Annotated in this window: 17 protein-coding genes and 1 pseudogene; 11 read left to right on the forward strand and 7 right to left on the reverse strand. The window is 45.5% G+C overall.

What is annotated here, in order from left to right:
• Positions 1-111: 111 nt before the first annotated feature.
• Complete coding sequence (locus ICN42_RS02355; RefSeq protein ID WP_216250375.1) at positions 112-2,790, forward strand: DNA topoisomerase III; 2,679 nt, start codon at positions 112-114, stop codon at positions 2,788-2,790.
• Between the two features lie 59 nt (positions 2,791-2,849).
• On the opposite strand, the pseudogene mnmC reads toward ICN42_RS02355, so the two are convergent.
• The 7 genes and pseudogenes from mnmC to rpmH form a co-directional block, all read right to left on the reverse strand.
• Positions 2,850-3,851, reverse strand: a pseudogene (gene mnmC, locus ICN42_RS11880) (FAD-dependent 5-carboxymethylaminomethyl-2-thiouridine(34) oxidoreductase MnmC); the annotation flags it as partial.
• Between the two features lie 47 nt (positions 3,852-3,898).
• Positions 3,899-5,746 (reverse strand): phosphoenolpyruvate carboxykinase (GTP), encoded by a 1,848-nt coding sequence (locus ICN42_RS02360; protein ID WP_216250378.1) that lies wholly within the window; start codon positions 5,744-5,746, stop codon positions 3,899-3,901.
• An 89-nt stretch (positions 5,747-5,835) separates the two neighbouring features.
• Entirely contained in the window at positions 5,836-7,215 is a 1,380-nt protein-coding gene (gene mnmE, locus ICN42_RS02365; protein ID WP_216252845.1) for a tRNA uridine-5-carboxymethylaminomethyl(34) synthesis GTPase MnmE, read from the reverse strand.
• Between the two features lie 40 nt (positions 7,216-7,255).
• On the reverse strand, positions 7,256-8,932 hold the full coding sequence (yidC, locus tag ICN42_RS02370; protein WP_216250382.1) for a membrane protein insertase YidC: 1,677 nt from the start codon (positions 8,930-8,932) through the stop codon (positions 7,256-7,258).
• 10 nt (positions 8,933-8,942) lie between these two features.
• A complete protein-coding gene (yidD, locus tag ICN42_RS02375; RefSeq protein WP_216250384.1) occupies positions 8,943-9,179 on the reverse strand; it encodes a membrane protein insertion efficiency factor YidD in 237 nt (78 codons plus the stop codon).
• 1 nt (position 9,180) lies between these two features.
• On the reverse strand, positions 9,181-9,498 hold the full coding sequence (gene rnpA / locus ICN42_RS02380) for a ribonuclease P protein component (RefSeq protein ID WP_216250387.1): 318 nt from the start codon (positions 9,496-9,498) through the stop codon (positions 9,181-9,183).
• Positions 9,499-9,506: 8 nt separating this feature from the next.
• On the reverse strand, positions 9,507-9,641 hold the full coding sequence (rpmH, locus tag ICN42_RS02385) for a 50S ribosomal protein L34 (RefSeq protein ID WP_011903922.1): 135 nt from the start codon (positions 9,639-9,641) through the stop codon (positions 9,507-9,509).
• A gap of 222 nt (positions 9,642-9,863) precedes the next feature.
• Here rpmH and dnaA point away from each other — a divergent pair, with 222 nt between their 5' ends.
• The 10 genes from dnaA (at position 9,864) to ICN42_RS02435 (ending at position 20,583) form a co-directional block, all read left to right on the forward strand.
• On the forward strand, positions 9,864-11,288 hold the full coding sequence (gene dnaA, locus ICN42_RS02390; RefSeq protein WP_216250390.1) for a chromosomal replication initiator protein DnaA: 1,425 nt from the start codon (positions 9,864-9,866) through the stop codon (positions 11,286-11,288).
• A 264-nt stretch (positions 11,289-11,552) separates the two neighbouring features.
• Entirely contained in the window at positions 11,553-12,668 is a 1,116-nt protein-coding gene (gene dnaN / locus ICN42_RS02395; RefSeq protein ID WP_216250393.1) for a DNA polymerase III subunit beta, read from the forward strand.
• An 11-nt stretch (positions 12,669-12,679) separates the two neighbouring features.
• Positions 12,680-15,178: a DNA topoisomerase (ATP-hydrolyzing) subunit B gene (gene gyrB / locus ICN42_RS02400; protein WP_216250398.1), complete on the forward strand. Its 2,499-nt coding sequence runs from the start codon at positions 12,680-12,682 to the stop codon at positions 15,176-15,178.
• Positions 15,179-15,183: 5 nt separating this feature from the next.
• Positions 15,184-15,678: an SET domain-containing protein gene (locus tag ICN42_RS02405; protein ID WP_216250401.1), complete on the forward strand. Its 495-nt coding sequence runs from the start codon at positions 15,184-15,186 to the stop codon at positions 15,676-15,678.
• 10 nt (positions 15,679-15,688) lie between these two features.
• Positions 15,689-15,913, forward strand: coding sequence for a DUF3717 domain-containing protein (locus ICN42_RS02410; RefSeq protein ID WP_216250405.1), 225 nt, complete (start codon positions 15,689-15,691; stop codon positions 15,911-15,913).
• A gap of 77 nt (positions 15,914-15,990) precedes the next feature.
• On the forward strand, positions 15,991-16,776 hold the full coding sequence (locus ICN42_RS02415; RefSeq protein ID WP_216250408.1) for an ABC transporter ATP-binding protein: 786 nt from the start codon (positions 15,991-15,993) through the stop codon (positions 16,774-16,776).
• Positions 16,773-17,477: an ABC transporter ATP-binding protein gene (locus tag ICN42_RS02420; protein ID WP_216250410.1), complete on the forward strand. Its 705-nt coding sequence runs from the start codon at positions 16,773-16,775 to the stop codon at positions 17,475-17,477. The genes ICN42_RS02415 and ICN42_RS02420 overlap by 4 nt, the downstream gene beginning before the upstream one ends.
• A gap of 22 nt (positions 17,478-17,499) precedes the next feature.
• A complete protein-coding gene (locus tag ICN42_RS02425) occupies positions 17,500-18,720 on the forward strand; it encodes an ABC transporter substrate-binding protein (protein WP_216250413.1) in 1,221 nt (406 codons plus the stop codon).
• 17 nt (positions 18,721-18,737) lie between these two features.
• Positions 18,738-19,658 (forward strand): branched-chain amino acid ABC transporter permease, encoded by a 921-nt coding sequence (locus ICN42_RS02430; protein WP_216250415.1) that lies wholly within the window; start codon positions 18,738-18,740, stop codon positions 19,656-19,658.
• Between the two features lies 1 nt (position 19,659).
• On the forward strand, positions 19,660-20,583 hold the full coding sequence (locus tag ICN42_RS02435) for a branched-chain amino acid ABC transporter permease (protein ID WP_216250418.1): 924 nt from the start codon (positions 19,660-19,662) through the stop codon (positions 20,581-20,583).
• Positions 20,584-20,842 lie beyond the last annotated feature (259 nt).

The raw sequence follows: 20,842 nt of genomic DNA on the forward strand, positions 1-20,842 counted from the left end.
GTTAATAATAAAAAAGGGTTCGGGGAGGATCGGCCCAAGAATTGGTTTAAATTGATCCCCCTTTTTCACCCATTAAAAACATCATTTTTAGCTCAAATTTAGGCAAAACGCGTGGCAACTAAAGCATCTACCAAAAAAAGCAGCCCAAAGACTTCAACCGTTGATCATCCTAAGGCGCTGATCATTGCGGAGAAACCTTCCGTTGCAAATGACATTGCCAAAGCTTTGGGTGGCTTCACTAAATACGAAGACTATTTCGAGAGCGATGACTTTGTTATTTCTTCTGCAGTTGGCCATCTACTGGAAATCGCTGCCCCCGAGGAATTTGATGTCAAACGTGGCAAGTGGTCGTTTGCAAACCTTCCGGTTGTGCCACCCTATTTTGATTTACGCCCTATAGCTAAAACGGAGTCACGGCTTAAGGTGTTGCAAAAACTCATTAAGCGCAAAGATATTAATGAGCTCATTAACGCGTGTGACGCGGGCCGCGAAGGTGAGTTGATCTTCCGCCTGATTGCGCAGCATGCAAAAGCGCCACAGGCCATTAAGCGCCTCTGGCTGCAATCAATGACGCCCGCAGCCATTCGAGATGGCTTTGCCTCTCTGCGCAGCGATGCCGACATGCAGCCCCTCGCAGACGCGGCACGCTGCCGTTCTGAAGCAGACTGGCTAGTCGGCATCAACGGCACTCGCGCCATGACAGCATTCAACAGCAAAAGTGGTGGATTCTTTCTGACGACAGTTGGTCGAGTACAAACACCAACGCTATCGATCGTAGTTGAGCGTGAAGAACTCATCCGTAAATTTATCTCTAAAGACTACTGGGAAGTGAAAGCGGAGTTCATTGCCGCAGCTGGCGTGTATGAAGGCCGCTGGTTTGATCCCAAGTTTAAGAAAGATGCGGCTATACCTGACGCGCGCGAGAATCGCCTTTGGAGCGAAGCTGCCGCACAGAGCATTGTCGCTGCGTGTCGCGATAAAAAAGCAAGTGTCAAGGAAGAAGCTAAGCCGGCGACCCAACTAGCGCCTCAGCTGTTTGATTTAACCAGTCTGCAGCGTGAAGCGAACGCGCGCTTTGGCTTCTCCGCTAAAAATACCTTGGGTCTAGCCCAAGCGCTTTACGAGCGTCACAAAGTGCTGACCTATCCACGTACAGATGCTAAGGCCCTGCCCGAGGACTATCTAGATACCGTGAAGCAGACCATGGAAAATCTGGCTGAGCACTCTCAAGAATATCGGGCATTCGCTAAGCAAATTTTGCAAGGCGACCCGAAAGATCCAAAAGCTAAGGCGGGATATGGCTGGATCAAACCCAACAAACGGATTTTTGATAACTCAAAAATATCCGATCACTTTGCAATCATCCCCACACTAGAGTCTCCAAAGACCCTTAGCGAGCCAGAGCAAAAGCTTTATGACTTAGTGGTTCGTCGCTTCCTAGCCGTGTTTTATCCTGCGGCTGAATTCCGCGTCACCACCCGCATCACCGAGGCATCAGGGCATCACTTTAAGACAGAGGGTCGCGTACTAGTCACGCCGGGTTGGCTAACGGTCTATGGTAGATCCAATCAAGCCGATGATGAATTAGTGGCGGTGCAAGAAGGTGAAACTGTCCAAAATGAATCTATCGCTGCGGTTCCGCTAAAAACCAAACCACCAGCCCGCTATACAGAAGCCACATTATTGTCTGCAATGGAGAGTGCTGGTAAATGGGTAGATGATGATGACATGCGTGAAGCCATGGCTGAAAAAGGCTTGGGCACACCTGCAACGCGTGCAGCCATTATTGAGGGCTTACTTGCAGAAAGGTATATGGTTCGCGAAGCGCGTGAACTCATTCCCACCGCTAAAGCATTCCAATTAATGACACTCTTGCGTGGCTTAGATGTTGAAGAATTAACCAGGCCCGATCTCACAGGTAACTGGGAAAATAAACTCTCCTTGATTGAGCGTGGCGAGATGAATCGCGACACCTTTATGCAAGAAATTGCACAGATGACGCAACGTATCGTCAAGCGCGCAAAAGAATATGACAGTGACACCATTCCTGGTGACTATGCGACTATGTCTACGCCGTGCCCACACTGTAAGGGCGCTGTTAAAGAAAATTATCGTCGCTTTGCCTGTGAGAAATGTGGCTTTACGATTAGCAAAACTCCGGGTGGGCGCGCATTCGAATACCCAGAAGTAGAAGAATTGCTTCGTGAAAAAACCATTGGGCCGTTGCAGGGATTCCGTAGCAAGATGGGAAGGCCGTTTGCGGCAATTATTAAGTTAAGCGAAATTCCTGAAGATGATGCCGATTATCCAAACGCGGGCTTTAAGCTTGAGTTTGATTTTGGTAACAATCAAGAAGATGAGTCTGAGGCAATTGACTTTACAGGTCGGCAGGCTTTGGGTGTTTGTCCAAAATGCTCTGGTGCCGTATATGAAGATGGCATGCGTTACCTTTGTGAAAATAATACCGGCCCAAATAAGTCATGCGATTTCAAAACAGGCAAGGTCGTTTTGCAACAAGAAATTTCTGCTGAGCAAGTTCAAAAATTGCTCACTGAAGGTAAAACCGATTTGCTGACGAATTTCAAATCTAATCGTACCGGGCGCGGCTTTAAAGCCTACCTAGCTTTAGGTACGGATGGCAAAATTGGTTTTGAGTTCGAAGCAAAGGCACCTAAAGCTGGTGCTGTCGCTAAAGCTCCTGCGAAGAAGCGAGCGGGTGCAAGCGCGGCAACTAAGTCTGTGGCAAAGCCCAAACGCGCTAGCAAAGCAAAGTCATCTTCGAGCACTTGAGCGGTAATGAGTTTGGCCGCTAAGGCCGACCAAAGCGCACCTCTCGATCCCAGGGCTGTTGCCAAAAATATCCCTGGGCGCTGAGCAAGCGCACCAATAATCGGCAGACGATCGCCAGCTACACAGCGAACGCCCACAAAGCTTCCAGCCTTTTGAAGCTGGCTGATATCACCCTCCGCATAACTCAGCAGACCCCTTGCCTGCTCGCGATTAAAGTCATCGCTTGAATCCCAATCTTGAAGATCAGACTCTCCTTCATCAAAACTTGAGCCCACAATCCATTCATAACTTCTATCAGCCAATTGTTTTGACGGCAGGCAATATCCATCACCCGAAATTGCAGTTCTTGGTAGCAGAGGTGTCCATACACTATCTGCGGCTACAGAAAAAATGCTCAGCTGTCCACGTACTGGCCTCAAGGGAAGTCGAACACCTATGCTAGCGGCTAACTTTTTGGTTTCAAGCGCTGCAGCAATAATGACCTTGTCGGCAGTCATGATTTCCTGATTTTGGAAGTCAAATAACTTCCAGCCCAAATCAGCTTTCTCCAATCTTGCTACAGAGGTATTCCAGTAACAATTGAGTTTTGGATGAGGCTTTAGCGCATCTTTGGTTGCTTCCGATAAATTGAGTGATGCGCCCCGTGGAAGCCAAATGCCGTCTTGATTCACTCCACAGGCTTGCAGTGCTTGATGCGCATAAAGCGCTTGCGCCATACTTTCGTCATGATCGAGTGATTGCAGATAACTCGCGACATCATCACGATTAAAAATCTTATCTTTCTTGCTTGGCTGAAATATGCCATGCTGATTCCAAATATGGCCCCAGCGAGCCTCAGCCATCAAAAATGCAATGCGAGTTAAGCGTAATAAACGGGGGGCGCCACGACCAACATGGGGATGAGCAATAGCGTAGGAGTGGCTAGAACATGCTGATGCAGGGTTAGGTGCGGATTCAACTATGCATACCGTTTGACCACGCTCAAGCAGCTCACTGGCAATGCTTGCACCTGCAATGCCTGCCCCAATCACCACGATGTCATGGTGTTGGGGAGAGGTCATTAAATAAAAATGTTGTTAAAAAGGCTTCTTAAATTTCTAGGGGATGCCTAGGCGTTTAAGCGCTTCTCAATTTTGCTGCGGGCTTCGATTAATTCTTTAGGCAAACGCTCGCCTAAATGCTCAAATAATTCAGAATGTAGTTTGAGCTCGTTCTTCCAATCGTCAACAGCAACAGTGATAGCTTTCTCGAATTTTTCTAACGAATAATCAAGACCATCCCAATGCATATCAGCATGTTCTGGGCAAATACCAAATACTGTTTCTGTGCCCTTAGCTGTGCCTTCGGCACGACCCAAGATCCAAGAAAGTACGCGCATGTTTTCGCCGAAACCAGGCCATACAAACTTGCCACTTTCATCTTTGCGGAACCAATTCACGCAATAGATTTTTGGCAACACAGCGCCCTCAGCAGCAAGCTTGCTACCGATGTTCAACCAGTGTTGGAAGTAATCACTCATGTTGTAGCCAGCAAACGCAATCATTGCGAAAGGATCGCGACGAACAACGCCTACTTGGCCCGTGATCGCAGCAGTAGTCTCAGAACCCATTGTTGCGGCCATGTAAACGCCCTCTACCCAGTCGCGCGCTTCACTCACCAGCGGCACAGTATTTGAACGACGACCACCAAATAAGAACGCATCAATCGCGACGCCTTCTGGATCATCCCAATTAGGATCAACCGCAGGGTTGTTAGTAGCGGCTACGGTGAAACGTGAATTTGGATGCGCCGCTTTGCGGCCAGCAGCACCGTCAGCAGGTGTCCAGTCTTTGCCTTGCCAATCAATTAAATGCGCTGGAGGGGTCTCGGTCAACCCTTCCCACCAAACATCGCCATCATCAGTTAAACCAACGTTAGTGAAAATCACATCTTGATTTAATGAGTCGAGACAGTTTGGATTGGTTTGACGATTGGTTCCTGGAGCAACGCCAAAGTAGCCGGACTCTGGGTTAATCGCAAACAAGCGGGTCTTGCCTGTAACGGCATCTTTGCGCGGCTTGATCCATGCAATGTCATCACCAACTGTAGTGACCTTCCAGCCCTCAAATCCCTTTGGAGGAATCATCATAGAGAAGTTGGTCTTGCCACAAGCTGACGGGAATGCGGCAGCGATATGGTATTTCTTACCCTCGGGTGAAGTCACACCCAAGATCAACATGTGCTCTGCTAACCAACCCTGGTCGCGCCCCATGTTTGAAGCGATGCGCAATGCAAAGCACTTTTTACCCAGTAAGGCATTGCCGCCATAACCAGATCCGAAAGACCAGATTTCACGAGTTTCTGGGTAATGAACAATGTACTTGTTTTTGTTGTTAGGCCAAGCAACGTCTTTTTCACCAGCAGCCAAAGGCTTACCAACTGTATGGATACAAGGAACGAATTCGCCGGTAGCGCCAAGCTGATCAATCACTGCTTTGCCCATGCGGGTCATCAGGCGCATGTTGATAGCAACATATGGGCTGTCAGAAAGCTCAACGCCAATATGGGCGATTGGGGAGCCAATTGGGCCCATTGAGAATGGCACTACGTACATTGTTCTACCGCGCATACAACCATCAAACAATGGTTGGAGGGTGGCGCGCATTTCACTTGGCTCTACCCAGTTATTAGTTGGGCCTGCATCCTCTTTTTTTGCAGAACAAATAAAGGTACGATCTTCAACGCGAGCTACATCATCAGGATCAGACAATGCTAAGAATGAGTTTTTACGCTTGGCTGGATTAAGGCGTTTGAATACGCCCGCCTTTACCAAAAGCTCACAAAATTCATCATATTCAGACTGGGAACCATCACACCAGTGGATCTTGTCAGGCTTAGTTAAGGCGGCTACATCTGCCACCCATTGAATCAGTTTTTGATTTTTTACGTACTCAGGTGCATTGGTGTTGATAGTCATGAGAGTCCTATGAAATGTAATATTTTTAATCGCACTATTTTAACATTTTGGGCATATTTTTAGGGATGGGCCTACCAAGTGCAAACCCTTTATTTACCAATACAAAATTGGCTAAATATCTTGCCCAAAAGATCATCTGGAAGCAGTTTTCCAGTGATTTGCCCAAGCTGATCTTGCGCTAAACGGAGCTCTTCTGCAAACAACTCCAGTGATATGTTGCCATCTGCTGCGAATTGTTGAGATTTCTCCAAATGGTTAGCTGCCCTATCCAGACAATCTAAGTGCCGCCTACGCGCCACAATGGCGCCCTCTTGAGAGCCACCCCAGCCTACAGACTCTAGGATTTTCTGTTTTAGGGTCTCGATACCATCCCCAGTCTTGGCTGAAATGAATAAGGGAGGGTTTTTACCTTGACTGGGGATAGGCAGACCTGACAAATCCGATTTATTGTTGACCTCTAAAACGGGGCATTTGGATGGAAGGGTTTTCAATATTTGGGTTTTCAACTCGGAAACCTCTGTGGCTTGCGCTACGTCCGAGGCGCCTGGTGCTTGCAGAAAAATAACCAAATCAGCGGCCCGAATGGCCTCCCAAGATCTTTCAATACCCTTTGCCTCAACTAGATCGCTAGTTTCTCGCAATCCAGCGGTATCAATGATGTGCATGGGGACGCCGCCAATAGTGATGCTCTCCTTAACGCGATCTCGTGTAGTTCCAGCGATCGGAGTGACGATGGCTACCTCTTCACCAGCCAGTCGATTAAGAAGAGAGCTTTTTCCTACGTTGGGTGCGCCAGCTAAAACCAGCTGAATACCATCCCTCAATATCTTTCCCTGTTTTGCGCCCTCTCTTAGCGCACGCAACTTTTTCATCACCGTACCAAGGCGCTCGCGAGCTTGAGCATTCTCTAAAAACTCAATCTCCTCTTCGGGGAAGTCCAGGGTGGACTCCACCAAAATGCGTAGCTGGGTAATTTCTTCAATCAGACTATTGATGTCGTTTGAGAAAGCGCCCTGCAATGAGCGTGCCGCACCGCGAACTGCGGCCTCACTTTGAGCATCAATTAAATCCGCAATAGCCTCCGCTTGAGCTAAATCGATTTTGTTGTTGAGATAGGCGCGCAAGGAAAATTCTCCCGGCTCCGCAATTACTAGGCCCCGGTCTTTTCCTAACTCGAGACATCGCTTCATGACCAGCTCTAAGAGTTGTGGCCCACCATGGCATTGCAGCTCTAAGACATCCTCCCCAGTAAAGGAGGCGGGGGCCGCAAAGTAAATAGCAATGAGTTGATCGATCGAGGCGCCTTGAGCATCACGGAGTGTGAGAAGGTTAGCCTGACGAGGAGCAAGCGATTTTTGAAATAAAGCTTCGGCCATTGGCAAAAGCTGAGGCCCGCTAATACGAATGACGCCAACGCCAGCCTTGCCTGGAGCGGTGGCAACCGCAATGATGGGTAGCTTTCTAGTCATCATTGCGGGTACTCCTTATATCTATAGGCAGCTAAAAATTTTATTTAGCCGGCTTCTTTCCAAACATTTGATTGATCTGCCATTGTTGAGCGATCGAAAGTAAGTTGTTCACTACCCAGTACAGAACCAAGCCCGCAGGGAAGAAGAAGAACATCACCGAGAATACGAGCGGCATATACATCATCACCTTAGCCTGAATTGGATCTGGTGGCGTTGGGTTTAATTTGGTTTGAACAAACATGGAGGCAGCCATGATGATCGGCAAAATGTAATACGGGTCTGGGACTGATAGATCATGAATCCATCCAATCCACGGTGCATTGCGCATTTCTACTGAAGACAACAGAACCCAGTACAAAGAAATAAATACGGGGATCTGAATCACTACCGGCAAGCAACCACCCAAAGGATTAATTTTTTCCTTGCGATACATCTCCATCATCGCTTGATTTAGTTTTTGTGGCTCACCCTTATATTGCTCCTTCATTGCAATCAGTCTTGGCTGCACTTCTTTCATACGCGCCATTGACTTATAGCTTGCTGCGGAAAGTGGGAAGAACACCAACTTAATCAAAATGGTTAACAGGATAATTGACCAACCCCAGTTACCAACATATGCGTGGATATTTTCTAGCAACCAAAAAATAGGTTTAGCAAGAATAGTGAGATAGCCATAATCTTTTAATAAAGCAAATCCAGGGGCAATTGTTTCTAAAACACTTTCTTCTTGAGGCCCTACAAATAGTTTTGCTTTTTCAACCACTGTTGATCCTGGCGCAATTACACCAAGCGGGGTTTGCATGCCAATACGGTAAAGGTTGTTATCAATCTTTCCCGCATATATGTCACGCGCCATTTTGTCGCCAGGAATCCAGGCGCTAGCAAAATAGTGTTGAACCATGGCGATCCATGCCGGGTCTCCAGCTGGTACTTGGGTTGGGATGGTAATTTTGTTTTTATCAATAGCCGTGAACTCAAGCTTATTGAATTTTTCTTTTTCGGTATAAGCGGCTGGGCCAGTAAACGTGCTTGCTGAGAATGCGCCACCAAAGGGTCCAATTTTTTGCTCTTGTGAAGCATCGCGAACAATCTCAGTGTAGAGAACTAAAGGCGCTGCATTTGCATTACTTTGAGTAATGCGATGCCCAACATCAACAACATAACTACCCGGACTTAAGATAAATGTCTTCTCTAGTTTTACGCCATTGCGCTCGCTAGCTAGAACAATAAAAGGTTTTCCAGACCCATCTTTACCAGACTGCACCAATTTAAATGCACTAGTGTGATTGGGTAAGTCTGCATTGCCCAAAGCAATTAAGCCAGAACGCGCAAAATATTTGTGATTGGGTAGATATTGGAATAGCTCAACTGGTTTTTTTTCTGCGGTAAGTTGTTTCGGCAACTTCGCATCAATAATGTTGCCACCATTGGCGCTGATTTCTAAAATCAATACATCGTTTTGTAAAACAAATTTTTCGGATGTTTCTATTGCGCCCGCAACAACAGCAGGCGCTTGGTTCGGCGCCAGAATGTTTGGGTTTTGTACTGGCGATGGAATATCTATTTTGGCCGGTGGCGCTTTATCCGCTACAACGGCAGTGCTTGTTGGGCTTCCACCAAACATCGATGGCTTTCCTTCGTGAACCTGCCAGTTGTTGTACAACATGAGGCCGGACATAGAAAAGACTGCCCAAAGAATTGTTTTTTTAAAGTCCATTTGCATTCACTTAATGATGATGTGTTGGTTTTACCGCGGGGTCGTGTCCGCCTTGTGACCATGGGTTGCAACGCAAAACACGCCACACCATTAGCCTAAAGCTTTTTAAAAATCCATAGTTCGCGAAGCAGTCGCATGCATATTGGGAGCAAGAGGGCTCAAATTTACAATGCATACCAACGAAAGGGCTAAGTGCTATTTGATAGAGTCTCACAGCCTTAATGGCAACTTTGTTTAGTAGGTGCACGTTAAATTAGCCCTGCAATTTGAGTTCGCAGAATATCTTTTTCTTTGTTTCTGAGTCTGCCACGGGTTTCGCGACCAATTGGTTTTTTTAGCTTCACTACAACATCGCTGCTGAGGTTTGTGGCCTGCGCGCTCCTGATTAGTTCTCGGATCATGCGCTTTAATTGGTTGCGATCTACCGCACGCTTAGCTAGTTTTTTAGCTACCGCAATACCTAAATCTGGTTTCGCGCCCTGATCAGCGGATGCCAAATACAAACCCCAATACAAACTTGTCTTGGGGCGTGTTTTTAGTAACTCAGAAATCCTAGCGCTATTCAACTTCTAAATTAAACGGCTAGACGTTTGCGGCCTTTAGCGCGACGAGCGTTTAATACTGCGCGTCCACTCTTAGTTTTCATACGAATACGGAATCCGTGAGTGCGTTTACGACGTGTTACTGAGGGTTGGTATGTTCTTTTCATGATTCATCCTGCAAAACCACGTATTTTCCTTGTTGCACAGCAAAAGGTCAACCGCTACGGAAGAATATATAGGTATTTTTCTCTATTTTATAAGGTTACATTTACCAAGCCCTTGATTTTTCTCATTTTTTTAGTTTTATACACAACTTATCCACAGGTTTTCCACGTTTTTCTAGCTTGTGGATAACTTTGGGGGATCGCTACAATGGATCCTCCAAAAATATGAGTAACTTACAGAATCCCCCCACATTGAATTCACTTAGCCCACTGGGGTTTTGGGACGGCGCCCTTGGTGCTCTCGCGCGCGAGCTCTCCCCCCAACAATTTAAAACCTGGATTCAACCTTTGAGTTTGGTTTCTTATGATGAAAGTGAGCAATCACTCATTGTTGGGGCACCAAATAGATTCAAACTAGATTGGATAAAGAAGACTTTTTCTGACCGATTCCAAGAGATGGCAGACCAGTACTTTGGACACCCAATCACACTTAGTTTTATTTTGAACGTCGATGGGTCGAGCACCCAAGCCATGGAAGTCCTCACACCCCAGGAAAAGCTTGAGCCACAAGAGCTTGTAATTGGCCCAGATAGCACCTCTACAGAGGAGCGGGCTTTTGAGATAGAAGACCACTCTAAACTCAACCCAAACCTTACTTTTGAGACTTTTGTAACCGGAAAAGCCAATCAACTTGCAAGGGCTGCATCAATTCAGGTTGCCCACAACCCGGGCACCTCTTACAACCCAATGTTTTTATATGGCGGGGTGGGTTTAGGTAAGACCCATTTAATCCATGCGATTGGAAACCACCTACTCAAAGAGAAGCCTAACGCTCGAATTCGATACATTCATGCTGAGCAGTATGTATCTGACGTGGTTAGGGCTTATCAACAAAAGGCTTTTGATCGTTTTAAGCGCTATTACCACTCTTTAGACCTGTTATTGATTGACGATATTCAATTTTTTAGCGGTAAATCACGTACGCAGGAAGAATTTTTCTACGCCTTTGAGGCGCTTTTAAGCAACAAAGCTCAGGTCATTATTACCAGTGACACCTATCCAAAAGAAATGGCTGGAATAGATGATCGTCTTATTTCACGTTTTGACTCGGGTTTAACTGTTGCCATCGAACCCCCCGAACTTGAGATGCGGGTTGCTATTTTAATGAAGAAGGCCCTGAGCGAGGGCATCCCTATGAGTGAGGACGTAGCCTTTTTTGTGGCAAAGCACCTAAGATCTAACGTACGCGAGCTAGAGGGCGCATTAAGGAAGATTTTGGCATTTGTTCGCTTCCACGGTAAAGAGGTCACGATTGACGTGGCCAGGGTGGCCCTAAAAGACTTGCTATCAATACAAAATCGACAGATTTCAGTAGAAAACATTCAAAAAGCGGTGGCAGACTTTTACAGCATCAAGGTTGCCGACATGTACTCTAAAAAGCGTCCGGCAAATATAGCTCGTCCGAGGCAAATTGCGATGTTTATGGCTAAGGAGTTGACCCAAAAAAGCCTCCCAGAGATCGGTGAGCTATTTGGTGGACGAGACCACACCACTGTTTTGCACGCTGTTCGGAAGATTGGCGAAGAGCGCTCCCATGATGGGCAGCTTAATCATGAAATCCACGTTATTGAACAAACCCTTAAATCATAGGTTTTTGCCTGTGGATAAGGTTGTGGATGACTTATTGGATAACTTTGGGGACAACATGTGGATAAATTGTGGAAAGCCCACGCTTCATGCAAAAATAGGGTGTTGATGAAAAGTTATCCAATATTTATACAGTGTTTATACAAAAGTTTTCCACAGGTTTTTTTGGTTTTAATGGGTTGTTTTATATACGGTTTTTGAGTTATCCACCGAAATAACGAGCCTTATTACTACTACTAATAAGATATATACAAGGATTTAAAAGCAATGCAACTCGTAAACACTTCACGTGACAGTTTATTAAAACCACTTCAGGTTGTTAGTGGCATTGTTGAACGTAGACACACCTTACCTATTTTGGCGAACCTGTTGTTTAAAAAGCAGGGGGATAAGGTATCGTTTATATCAACGGATATAGAGATCCAAATTACGACCAATGCGAATTTTGGTGTTGGTACAGAGGATGTCACCACTACTGTTGCTGCTAGAAAGTTACTTGATATCTTGCGCGCCCTTCCTGAGGGTCCTGTAGCGCTAAATCTTAAAGACAATAAGATGGTCGTCCAAAGCGGTAAAAGCCGCTTCTCATTACAAACCCTCTCTGCCACAGAATTTCCTGTGATGCAAAGTGTGGGTGAGGTGACTGCTAGTTGGAAAATGACTCAAAAAAGTTTTCGTCAACTGGTTAGTCAAGTTCATTTTGCAATGGCGCAACAAGATATTCGTTATTACCTTAACGGCATGTTGTTGGTTGTTGAGGGCAAGCAGGTGATTGCTGTAGCAACCGATGGTCATCGTTTAGCCTATTCGCAGGTTGAGTTGGCGGAGGCCCCAGTGGGCTCTGGTCAGAGACAGGAAATTATTATTCCTCGTAAAACCATTCTCGAGTGTCAGCACCTCCTAGAAGACTCTGATGAGATGTTGGAAATGAGTCTCACATCAAACCAGGTGAAATTTACTTTTGGTGATATTGAGTTGATCTCAAAGTTGGTTGAAGGTAAATTCCCCGACTTTCAGCGCGTAATACCTAAAGGTCACAAAAACTCATTGGTGGTCGGTCGGGATGTTCTGCAATCCGCGTTGCAGCGCGCCGCAATTCTTACCACTGATAAATTTAAGGGTGTACGTTTTTCTCTATCACCTAATCGAATTACTGTTCAATCAACCAATGCTGAGCAAGAAGAAGCGCAAGAAGAGATTGAAACTGAATATGCTGGTGACGCGGTAGAAATTGGTTTCAACGTAAGTTACTTGTTAGATGTTTTGTCAAACTTGAAGAATGAAAAAATTCAAATTAGTTTGGGTGATGCCAACAGCAGTGCGGTGATTACCTTACCTGGTTCGGAAGACTTCAAGTATGTTGTGATGCCAATGCGTATTTAATTTAGAAAAAAATGACTGAAGAAAAAAAAGTAGTTGAGCAGTACGGTGCATCATCAATTCAAATCTTAGAAGGTCTTGAAGCTGTTCGTAAGCGCCCAGGTATGTACATTGGAGACACCTCCGATGGAACAGGATTGCACCACTTAGTCTTTGAGGTTTTAGATAACTCTATTGATGAGGCCTTAGCAGGTTATTGCACTGAGATTACTGTTGTCATTCAAACTGATAACTCAATCTCTATTGTTGACAACGGTCGCGGTGTTCCAACTGGCATTAAATACGACGATAAACACGAGCCTAAAAGAAGTGCAGCTGAGATTGTAATGACCGAGTTACATGCTGGTGGTAAGTTTGACCAGAATAGTTATAAAGTCTCCGGCGGTCTGCACGGCGTTGGTGTAAGTTGCGTTAATGCATTGTCGAAATGGTTAAAGTTAACCATCCGTCGTGACGGTAAAGCTCACTACATGGAGTTTGCCCGTGGCGTTATTCAGAATCCCAATATTCAAGAGGAAAATGGTGTTGCAATTTCACCAATCACTGTAGTTGGTGACACTACATTATCTGGTACTGAGGTTCACTTCCTAGCTGATGAAGATATTTTTGGAAACATAGAGTTTCATTATGAAATTCTTGTTAAGCGTATTCGTGAACTCTCGTTCTTAAATAACGGTGTTCACATTAAATTAATTGATCAACGCTCTGGTCAAGAAGAGGATTTCGCTTTCTCTGGTGGTGTAAAAGGTTTTGTTGAATATATCAATCAAACAAAAAATGTTCTACATCCAAATATTTTTTATGCAGAGGGTATGCGCCCCTCGGATTTGGGTGGCAACATTACTGCTGAAGTATCTATGCAGTGGAATGACAGTTTTAGCGAGCAAGTATTGTGTTTTACGAACAATATTCCTCAGCGTGATGGTGGTACCCACCTTACTGGGTTGCGCGCGGCGATGACGCGCGTCATCAATAAATACATTGATGAGCATGAGGTAGCAAAAAAAGCGAAAGTGGAAATTTCTGGCGATGATATGCGTGAGGGCCTTGCCTGCGTTTTATCGGTTAAAGTTCCTGAGCCTAAATTTTCAAGCCAAACAAAAGACAAATTAGTTTCTAGCGAGGTTCGTGGACCTGTTGAAGAAATTGTTGCTGAGGCTCTAAGTGCTTATTTGCAAGAGCGCCCAGCTGATGCCAAAATTCTGTGCGGGAAAATTGTAGATGCAGCACGTGCCCGCGAAGCGGCACGTAAGGCGCGTGACATGACGCGACGCAAGGGTGTTTTGGATGGCTTGGGCCTTCCTGGAAAATTAGCTGATTGCCAAGAAAAAGATCCAACCAAATCTGAATTATTTATTGTCGAGGGAGACTCTGCGGGAGGCTCTGCGAAGCAGGGACGTGATCGCCGCTTTCAAGCAATTCTGCCCCTTAAGGGAAAAATTCTCAACGTTGAGAAAGCGCGTTTTGACAAAATGTTGGCCAGCCAAGAGGTGGTAACTTTAATTACTGTGCTTGGTACGGGTATCGGTATTGAAGAATATAAGGCCGACAAACTGCGTTATCACCGCATCATTATCATGACCGACGCGGACGTCGATGGAAGCCACATTCGCACACTTTTACTTACCTTCTTCTATAGGCAGATGCCTGAGTTGATTGAGCGGGGTCACATCTATATTGCGCAACCACCTTTATATAAGGTCAAGTTTGGCAAGAATGAGCAGTACATTAAAGATGATGCTGAGCTTAATCAACTTCTCTTAAAAATTGCTCTTGAGTCAGCATCACTTCAAACGCCTACTGGTGAAATTATCGAGGGCGCTGCATTGGGAGAGTTGGCCAAACACTATCAAGTTATTCAATCCATTGTGGATCGCCTTTCCCGAACCATTGATGAGGATGCCTTGCGCGCCATTGCTTCTGGTACGCAGTTAAATTTAGATACAGAAGCGTCCGCACAAGAATCTGCAGAGCGCCTTCGTGTCGCGCTAGCGGACTCTCTAAATCCCTTGGCTTTGCCCCCAGAAATTATTGTGCAAAAGGAAGAGCGAACCGATCGCTTTAAGTTGCTACTATCCCGCCGTATTCATGGAAACCTCAAGTTGTCCGCTATTAACTCCGACTTTGTTCATGGTGATGACTATCAAAGTCTGGCAAACGCTGCTGCGGTTTTATCTGGAAAAGTATTGCCAGGCTCAAAGGTACGCCGTGGCGACCCAGACAAAAACCAAAAGGAACAAGCTATTCAAAACTTCAGAGCAGCTTTTGCCTGGCTTCTCTCTGAGGCGGAACGCGTACTTAGCCGTCAGCGTTACAAGGGTCTTGGTGAGATGAACCCATCACAGTTATGGGAAACCACAATGGATGCTAACTCACGCACCTTGCTCCAAGTCAAAATTGAAGATGCTATTACTGCGGATCAAGTTTTTACTACCTTGATGGGTGACGAGGTTGAACCGCGCCGCGCGTTTATTGAGAAAAATGCCCTAATTGCCCGCAACCTGGATGTTTGACTTAAATGAGCAAAAAGAAATTAGTAATCCCTAAAATTGATCGTTCACGCATTATTGTTAAGTCTTCACCCATTCATGGAAAGGGTGTTTTTGTAGCAAAGCCAATTAAAAAAGGCGATGCCATCATTGAGTACAAGGGCGAGCGTATTAGTTGGAAGTTGGCTGAGAAACGGCACCCACATGATCCAAAAGATCCAAACCATACCTTTTACTTTTCATTGGAAGATGGCCGTTGCATTGATGCCAAGTATGGTGGTAATGCCGCCCGCTGGATTAATCACTCATGCAAACCAAGTTGTGAAACCCGGGAAGATAGTTTTGATGGAGAGCCCCGCGTTTTTATTTATGCTAAACGAGACCTTAAGTTGGGCGAAGAGCTTTTTTATGACTACTCGCTTGATGTTGAGGGTCGCGTTACCAAGCAAATGAAAAAAGATTACGAGTGTCGTTGCGGTGCAAAAAAATGCCGTGGCACTATGCTATCCCTTGACAATAAGTAACCCGTAGAAAATGTTGTTTGTTAGTATTCAAGATTTAGAGGCTGCCATCAATTATTGGCGCAGCCAATCTCCCGCGGTAGGTGAAGAGCTTCATTTGTGCCCAGAGGCGGCGGCACTTGCAAAACCTTATGCCCTCATGATTATTCAAGGGGCCCAAAGGGTTCCCATGGATGTTTTGGATGAAGTGGCAATGTCAGCAATTCAAGTTTTTCTAAAAAACACGCATAGAAATTAATCACCACACCCTTCGAGTGTTTAGGGTTATTGCTATATTAGTAAATGCTCTCTTAAGGTATTCTCAAACTCTTGCCCATGGAAGGGTATAAGGATTTGAGCTTGCAAGAAACAATATTAAAAACAATTGGCCTTGGAAAAACCTTTAAAGGCTTTTCCGCTGTGAGTGATGTCAATTTAGATGTCGCTCGAGGAACTATTCACGCCCTTATTGGACCCAATGGAGCTGGTAAGACTACCTGCTTTAATCTCCTCACAAAATTCTTAGAGCCCACCAGTGGCCAAATCTTATTTAATGGTTTTGACATCACCAAAGAAAAGCCCGCTCAAATCGCGCGACGTGGGGTTGTTCGGTCGTTTCAGATCTCCGCCGTTTTTCCACACCTTAGCGTCTTGGAAAATGTTCGTGTTGCACTGCAGCGAGGTCTAGGTACGGAGTTTCATTTTTGGAGGTCTGGGGACTCTCTTAATGTTCTCAATGAGCGTGCTGAGGAGCTTTTGTGTGAGGTTGGTTTGGCTGATTTTGCCCATGAGGAGACCTTAAACCTTGCTTACGGACGTAAAAGAGCCCTAGAAATCGCTACCACCATGGCAATGGAGCCTGAATTAATGCTCTTGGATGAGCCAACACAGGGAATGGGGCACGAGGATGTAGAGCGTGTCACAGAATTGATTGATAGAGTCGCTAAAGGCCGCACTATTTTGATGGTTGAACACAATATGAAGGTGGTTTCTTCTATTGCAGACCGTATTACGGTATTGCAACGGGGATCTATCTTGGCTGAGGGCTCCTATCATGAGGTCTCAAGCAACCCCTTGGTGATAGAGGCTTATATGGGCAGTCATGGGGGTGACAACCTATGAGCAACATGGCGCTTGAAGTCAAAAATCTTGAGTCTTGGTATGGGGAGTCTCACATTCTTCATGGTGTGAACTTTGCCGTACGTGATGGTGAGGTGGTTACCCTTTTGGGGCGCAATGGTGCTGGCCGCAGCACTATTTTAAAAACTATCTTGGGCTTAACTAGCAAAAGAACGGGATCGGTAGAGGTTTACGGCAAGCAAACTATTGCAATGCCTACGTACAGAATTGCACGCTTGGGGGTTGGTTTTTGCCCAGAAGAGCGCGGTATCTTTGCGAGCTTAAGTACCGAAGAAAACTTGATGTTGTTGCCAGAGATAGCTCCTGGCGGCATGGGATTAGATGAGATTTATGAAATGTTCCCCAACCTTTATGAGAGACGCAATAGCCCTGGTACTAGATTGTCGGGTGGCGAGCAGCAAATGCTTGCAATGGCGCGCATTCTGAGGACGGGCGCAAAACTATTGTTGCTTGACGAGATTACCGAGGGCCTGGCTCCGGTGATTGTTCAAAAACTGGGTGAGGTGGTAACGAGCCTGCGTAATAAGGGCTTCACCATTGTGTTGGTAGAGCAAAATTTTCGCTTCGCAGCGCCTTTAGCTGACCGTCATTATGTGGTTGAGCACGGCAACGTAGTTGAGGTTGTCAATCAAAATGAGCTTACTGAGAAGGCAAGCCTATTAAATGAGTATCTTGGTGTTTAGTGGTTATCTATAGGAGACAACAATGAAGTTAAAGCAAATTACCGCGTGTCTGGTGGCGGCAACCTTTTTTGGTTCAAATCCAGCCTTTGCCCAAACACCTAAAGTCAGCGGCGACGTAATCAAAATTGGTGTATTGACTGATCTATCTTCAACCTATTCTGATTTGGCTGGTCCTGGTGCCGTCATTGCAGCAAAAATGGCGATTGCTGACTTTTCAAAAGATGGCACTGTTATTGGTAAAAAAATCGAGTTAGTTAGTGCTGACCACCAAAACAAAGCAGACATTGCCGCAAACAAAGCGCGTGAGTGGTATGACAAGGATGGTGTTGATGTCATTGTTGAGTTGGTGTCCACCAACGTTGCCCTAGCCGTAATGGAAGTTGCAGAGCAAAAAAATAAAATTACACTGGTATCTGGAGCTGGCTCTTTACCTATTACCAATGAAAAATGCACGGCTAATAATGTTCATTGGGCCTACGATACTTATGCGCTCTCAAACGGTACAGGTAAGGCGATTGTTAAGCAGGGTAAAAAGAATTGGTACTTCATTACTGCAGACTACGCTTTTGGCGCGGCCTTAGAGAAAGATGCAACCGCTGTTGTAACTGCTAATGGCGGTAAAGTTTTGGGAACCAGTAAGCACCCATTCCCTAATAGCGACTTCTCCTCTTATCTGCTGAAGGCGCAAGCTAGTGGCGCCGATGTAGTTGCTTTAGCAAATGCGGGCCAAGACACCATTAATACTGTTAAACAAGCCTCTGAGTTTGGTATTAACAAAAAGCAAACAGTTGTTCCTTTGTTGATGTTTATTTCCGATGTTCACTCTTTGGGTTTAAATGCTGCACAAGGCATGTACCTGACCGAAGGATTCTATTGGGATAAAGACGAAAAAACCCGCGCATTCTCTAAGCGCTTTATCTTGCAACATAAGCGTATGCCAACCATGGTTCAGGCTGGTGTTTATTCATCTGTTCTCGCTTATTTAAACGCAGTGCAAAAAGCGGGCACTGATGATACTCAAGCTGTGATGAAGGCGCTTAAATCCACCAATATTGATGACGGTCTCTTCAAGGGCAAGATCCGGGCTGACGGTAAGTTTGAGCATGACATGTATCTCTTGGAAGTGAAGAAGCCTTCTGACTCTAAGAGCCCGTGGGATTACTACTATGTACGCGCTACGATCCCCGCCGCTGAAGCTACTTTGCCGCTTTCTCAGTCGAAGTGTAAGTTGGTTAACAAGTAATTTTTTAGAAATCAAGTATGTTTGAACTTCTTGGTATCACCCCACAAGGGCTGGTTGCTCAGCTCTTGGTGGGGCTGATTAATGGCTCTTTTTATGCCATATTGAGTTTGGGTCTGGCCATTATTTTTGGCCTGCTCAATATCATCAATTTTTCGCATGGTGCGCAATATACGATGGGAGCGTTCGTCGCGTGGATTGGTCTGACTCAGGTGGGTCAATGGTTTGGCTTTCCGGAATTCTCAATTAATTATTGGTTCGCATTAATTTTGGTTCCCTTGGTTATGGCGGGCTTCGGTTTAATTCTTGAGCGCACAATGCTCAGACGCCTCTATCACCTAGACCATCTTTATGGCTTGCTACTTACTTTCGGCCTGGCTTTAATCATTGAGGGTATGTTCCGTCATTGGTATGGTATCTCTGGTGAGAGCTATCCAGCCCCCGAGTTGCTGCAAGGTGCCATCCCTTTAGAGTCGATCGGTATTATTTTGCCCAAGTATCGTTTGTGGGTAGTGGTCATTTCTTTGGTGGTTTGTTTCTCCACTTGGTATGTGATTGAGAGAACTAAATTGGGCGCCTACCTTCGTGCTGGTACGGAAAATCCTAAATTACTTCAGGCCTTTGGTATTAATGTTCCTTTAATGATTTCTTTGGCCTATGCCTACGGTGTGGGTCTTGCTGGTTTTGCTGGTGTTTTGGCCGCACCTATTTTTCAAGTCAACCCATTGATGGGTTCAAACCTCATTATTGTGGTTTTTGCAGTGGTGGTAATCGGCGGAATGGGCTCCATCATGGGGTCTATTTTGACTGGCCTTGCTTTGGGTTTGATTGAAGGTTTAACTAAAGTGTTTTATCCCGAGGCATCTGGCGTAGTGATTTTTGTGATCATGGCAATCGTGTTGCTCATTCGTCCCGCTGGACTTTTCGGTCGGGAGAAATAAAATGAATTCAAAAACAAAACTACTCTACGGCATTCTTGTTTTCATTGCCCTGCTCTTACCTTTCCAAGACTTTATTTATTTAGTGTTTGCAATGAAGGTGCTGTGTTTCGCACTCTTTGCTTGCGCTTTCAATTTGTTATTGGGATTTACTGGCCTCCTCTCCTTTGGTCATGCCGCATTTTTTGGAACCTCCGCCTACATTACGGCATATCTTTGCAAAGAGGCCGGCTTATCACCTGAGTTTGGAATTGTTTTGGGAGTGCTGGGTTCGGGCGCGCTGGGCCTTCTAATTGGTTCTTTAGCAATTCGTCGTCAAGGCATTTATTTTGCGATGGTGACCTTAGCCCTTTCTCAGATGGTGTACTTCTTGGCTGTGCAGCTTCCATTCACCGGTGGTGAGGATGGAATTCAAGGCGTTCCTCGTGGAATGTTATTTGGGTTAATTGACTTAAAAGATGACGTGAGTATGTATTACTTTGTGCTGGCGGTATTCTTGTTGGGGTTCGCATTAATTGTGCGCACCGTTCACTCTCCTTTTGGCCAAGTTTTAAAGGCTATTCGTGAGAATGAGCCTCGTGCCATTTCTTTGGGTTATGACGTCGATCGGTTTAAATTGATCTCTTTTGTAATTTCAGCTGCGCTTGCTGGTTTAGCTGGTTCTTTAAAAACCCTAGTCTTCCAGTTGGCAACATTGACCGATGTTCATTGGCACATGTCGGGCGAGGTAGTTTTAATGACCCTGCTTGGTGGCATGGGTACCATCCTTGGTCCTGTAGTTGGTGCTGGCATTGTGGTTGGTTTGCAAAACTACCTAGCCAATATTGGTTCTTGGAGCACCATTGCCACCGGATTTATCTTCGTGATCTGTGTATTAGCATTTCGTCGCGGGGTTGTTGGCGAAATTACACACCTCTTTAAGAAGTAGATTTGATTTAGGTTTTTATCCTATTGGGGTTTTAATGCGGCGCTTCGGCGCCGTACTCATTTAAGGAGTCTTCCAAGCGGCCCATCTAGATAAAGTATCTATTCTGTTGATCGATTACCCGAGTGAGCCTATAGAGAAGGCCCATATTTTATAAAATATCAATAAAATCAATGACTTATAAAATATAAAAGATATATTTCATTACTAGGAAATGTATTTGTTTCACGTGAAACCAACAAAATGCTATGATCATCGCCCT

This window comes from Polynucleobacter sp. 71A-WALBACH (assembly GCF_018882365.1).
In the GTDB taxonomy this organism is placed as follows: domain Bacteria; phylum Pseudomonadota; class Gammaproteobacteria; order Burkholderiales; family Burkholderiaceae; genus Polynucleobacter.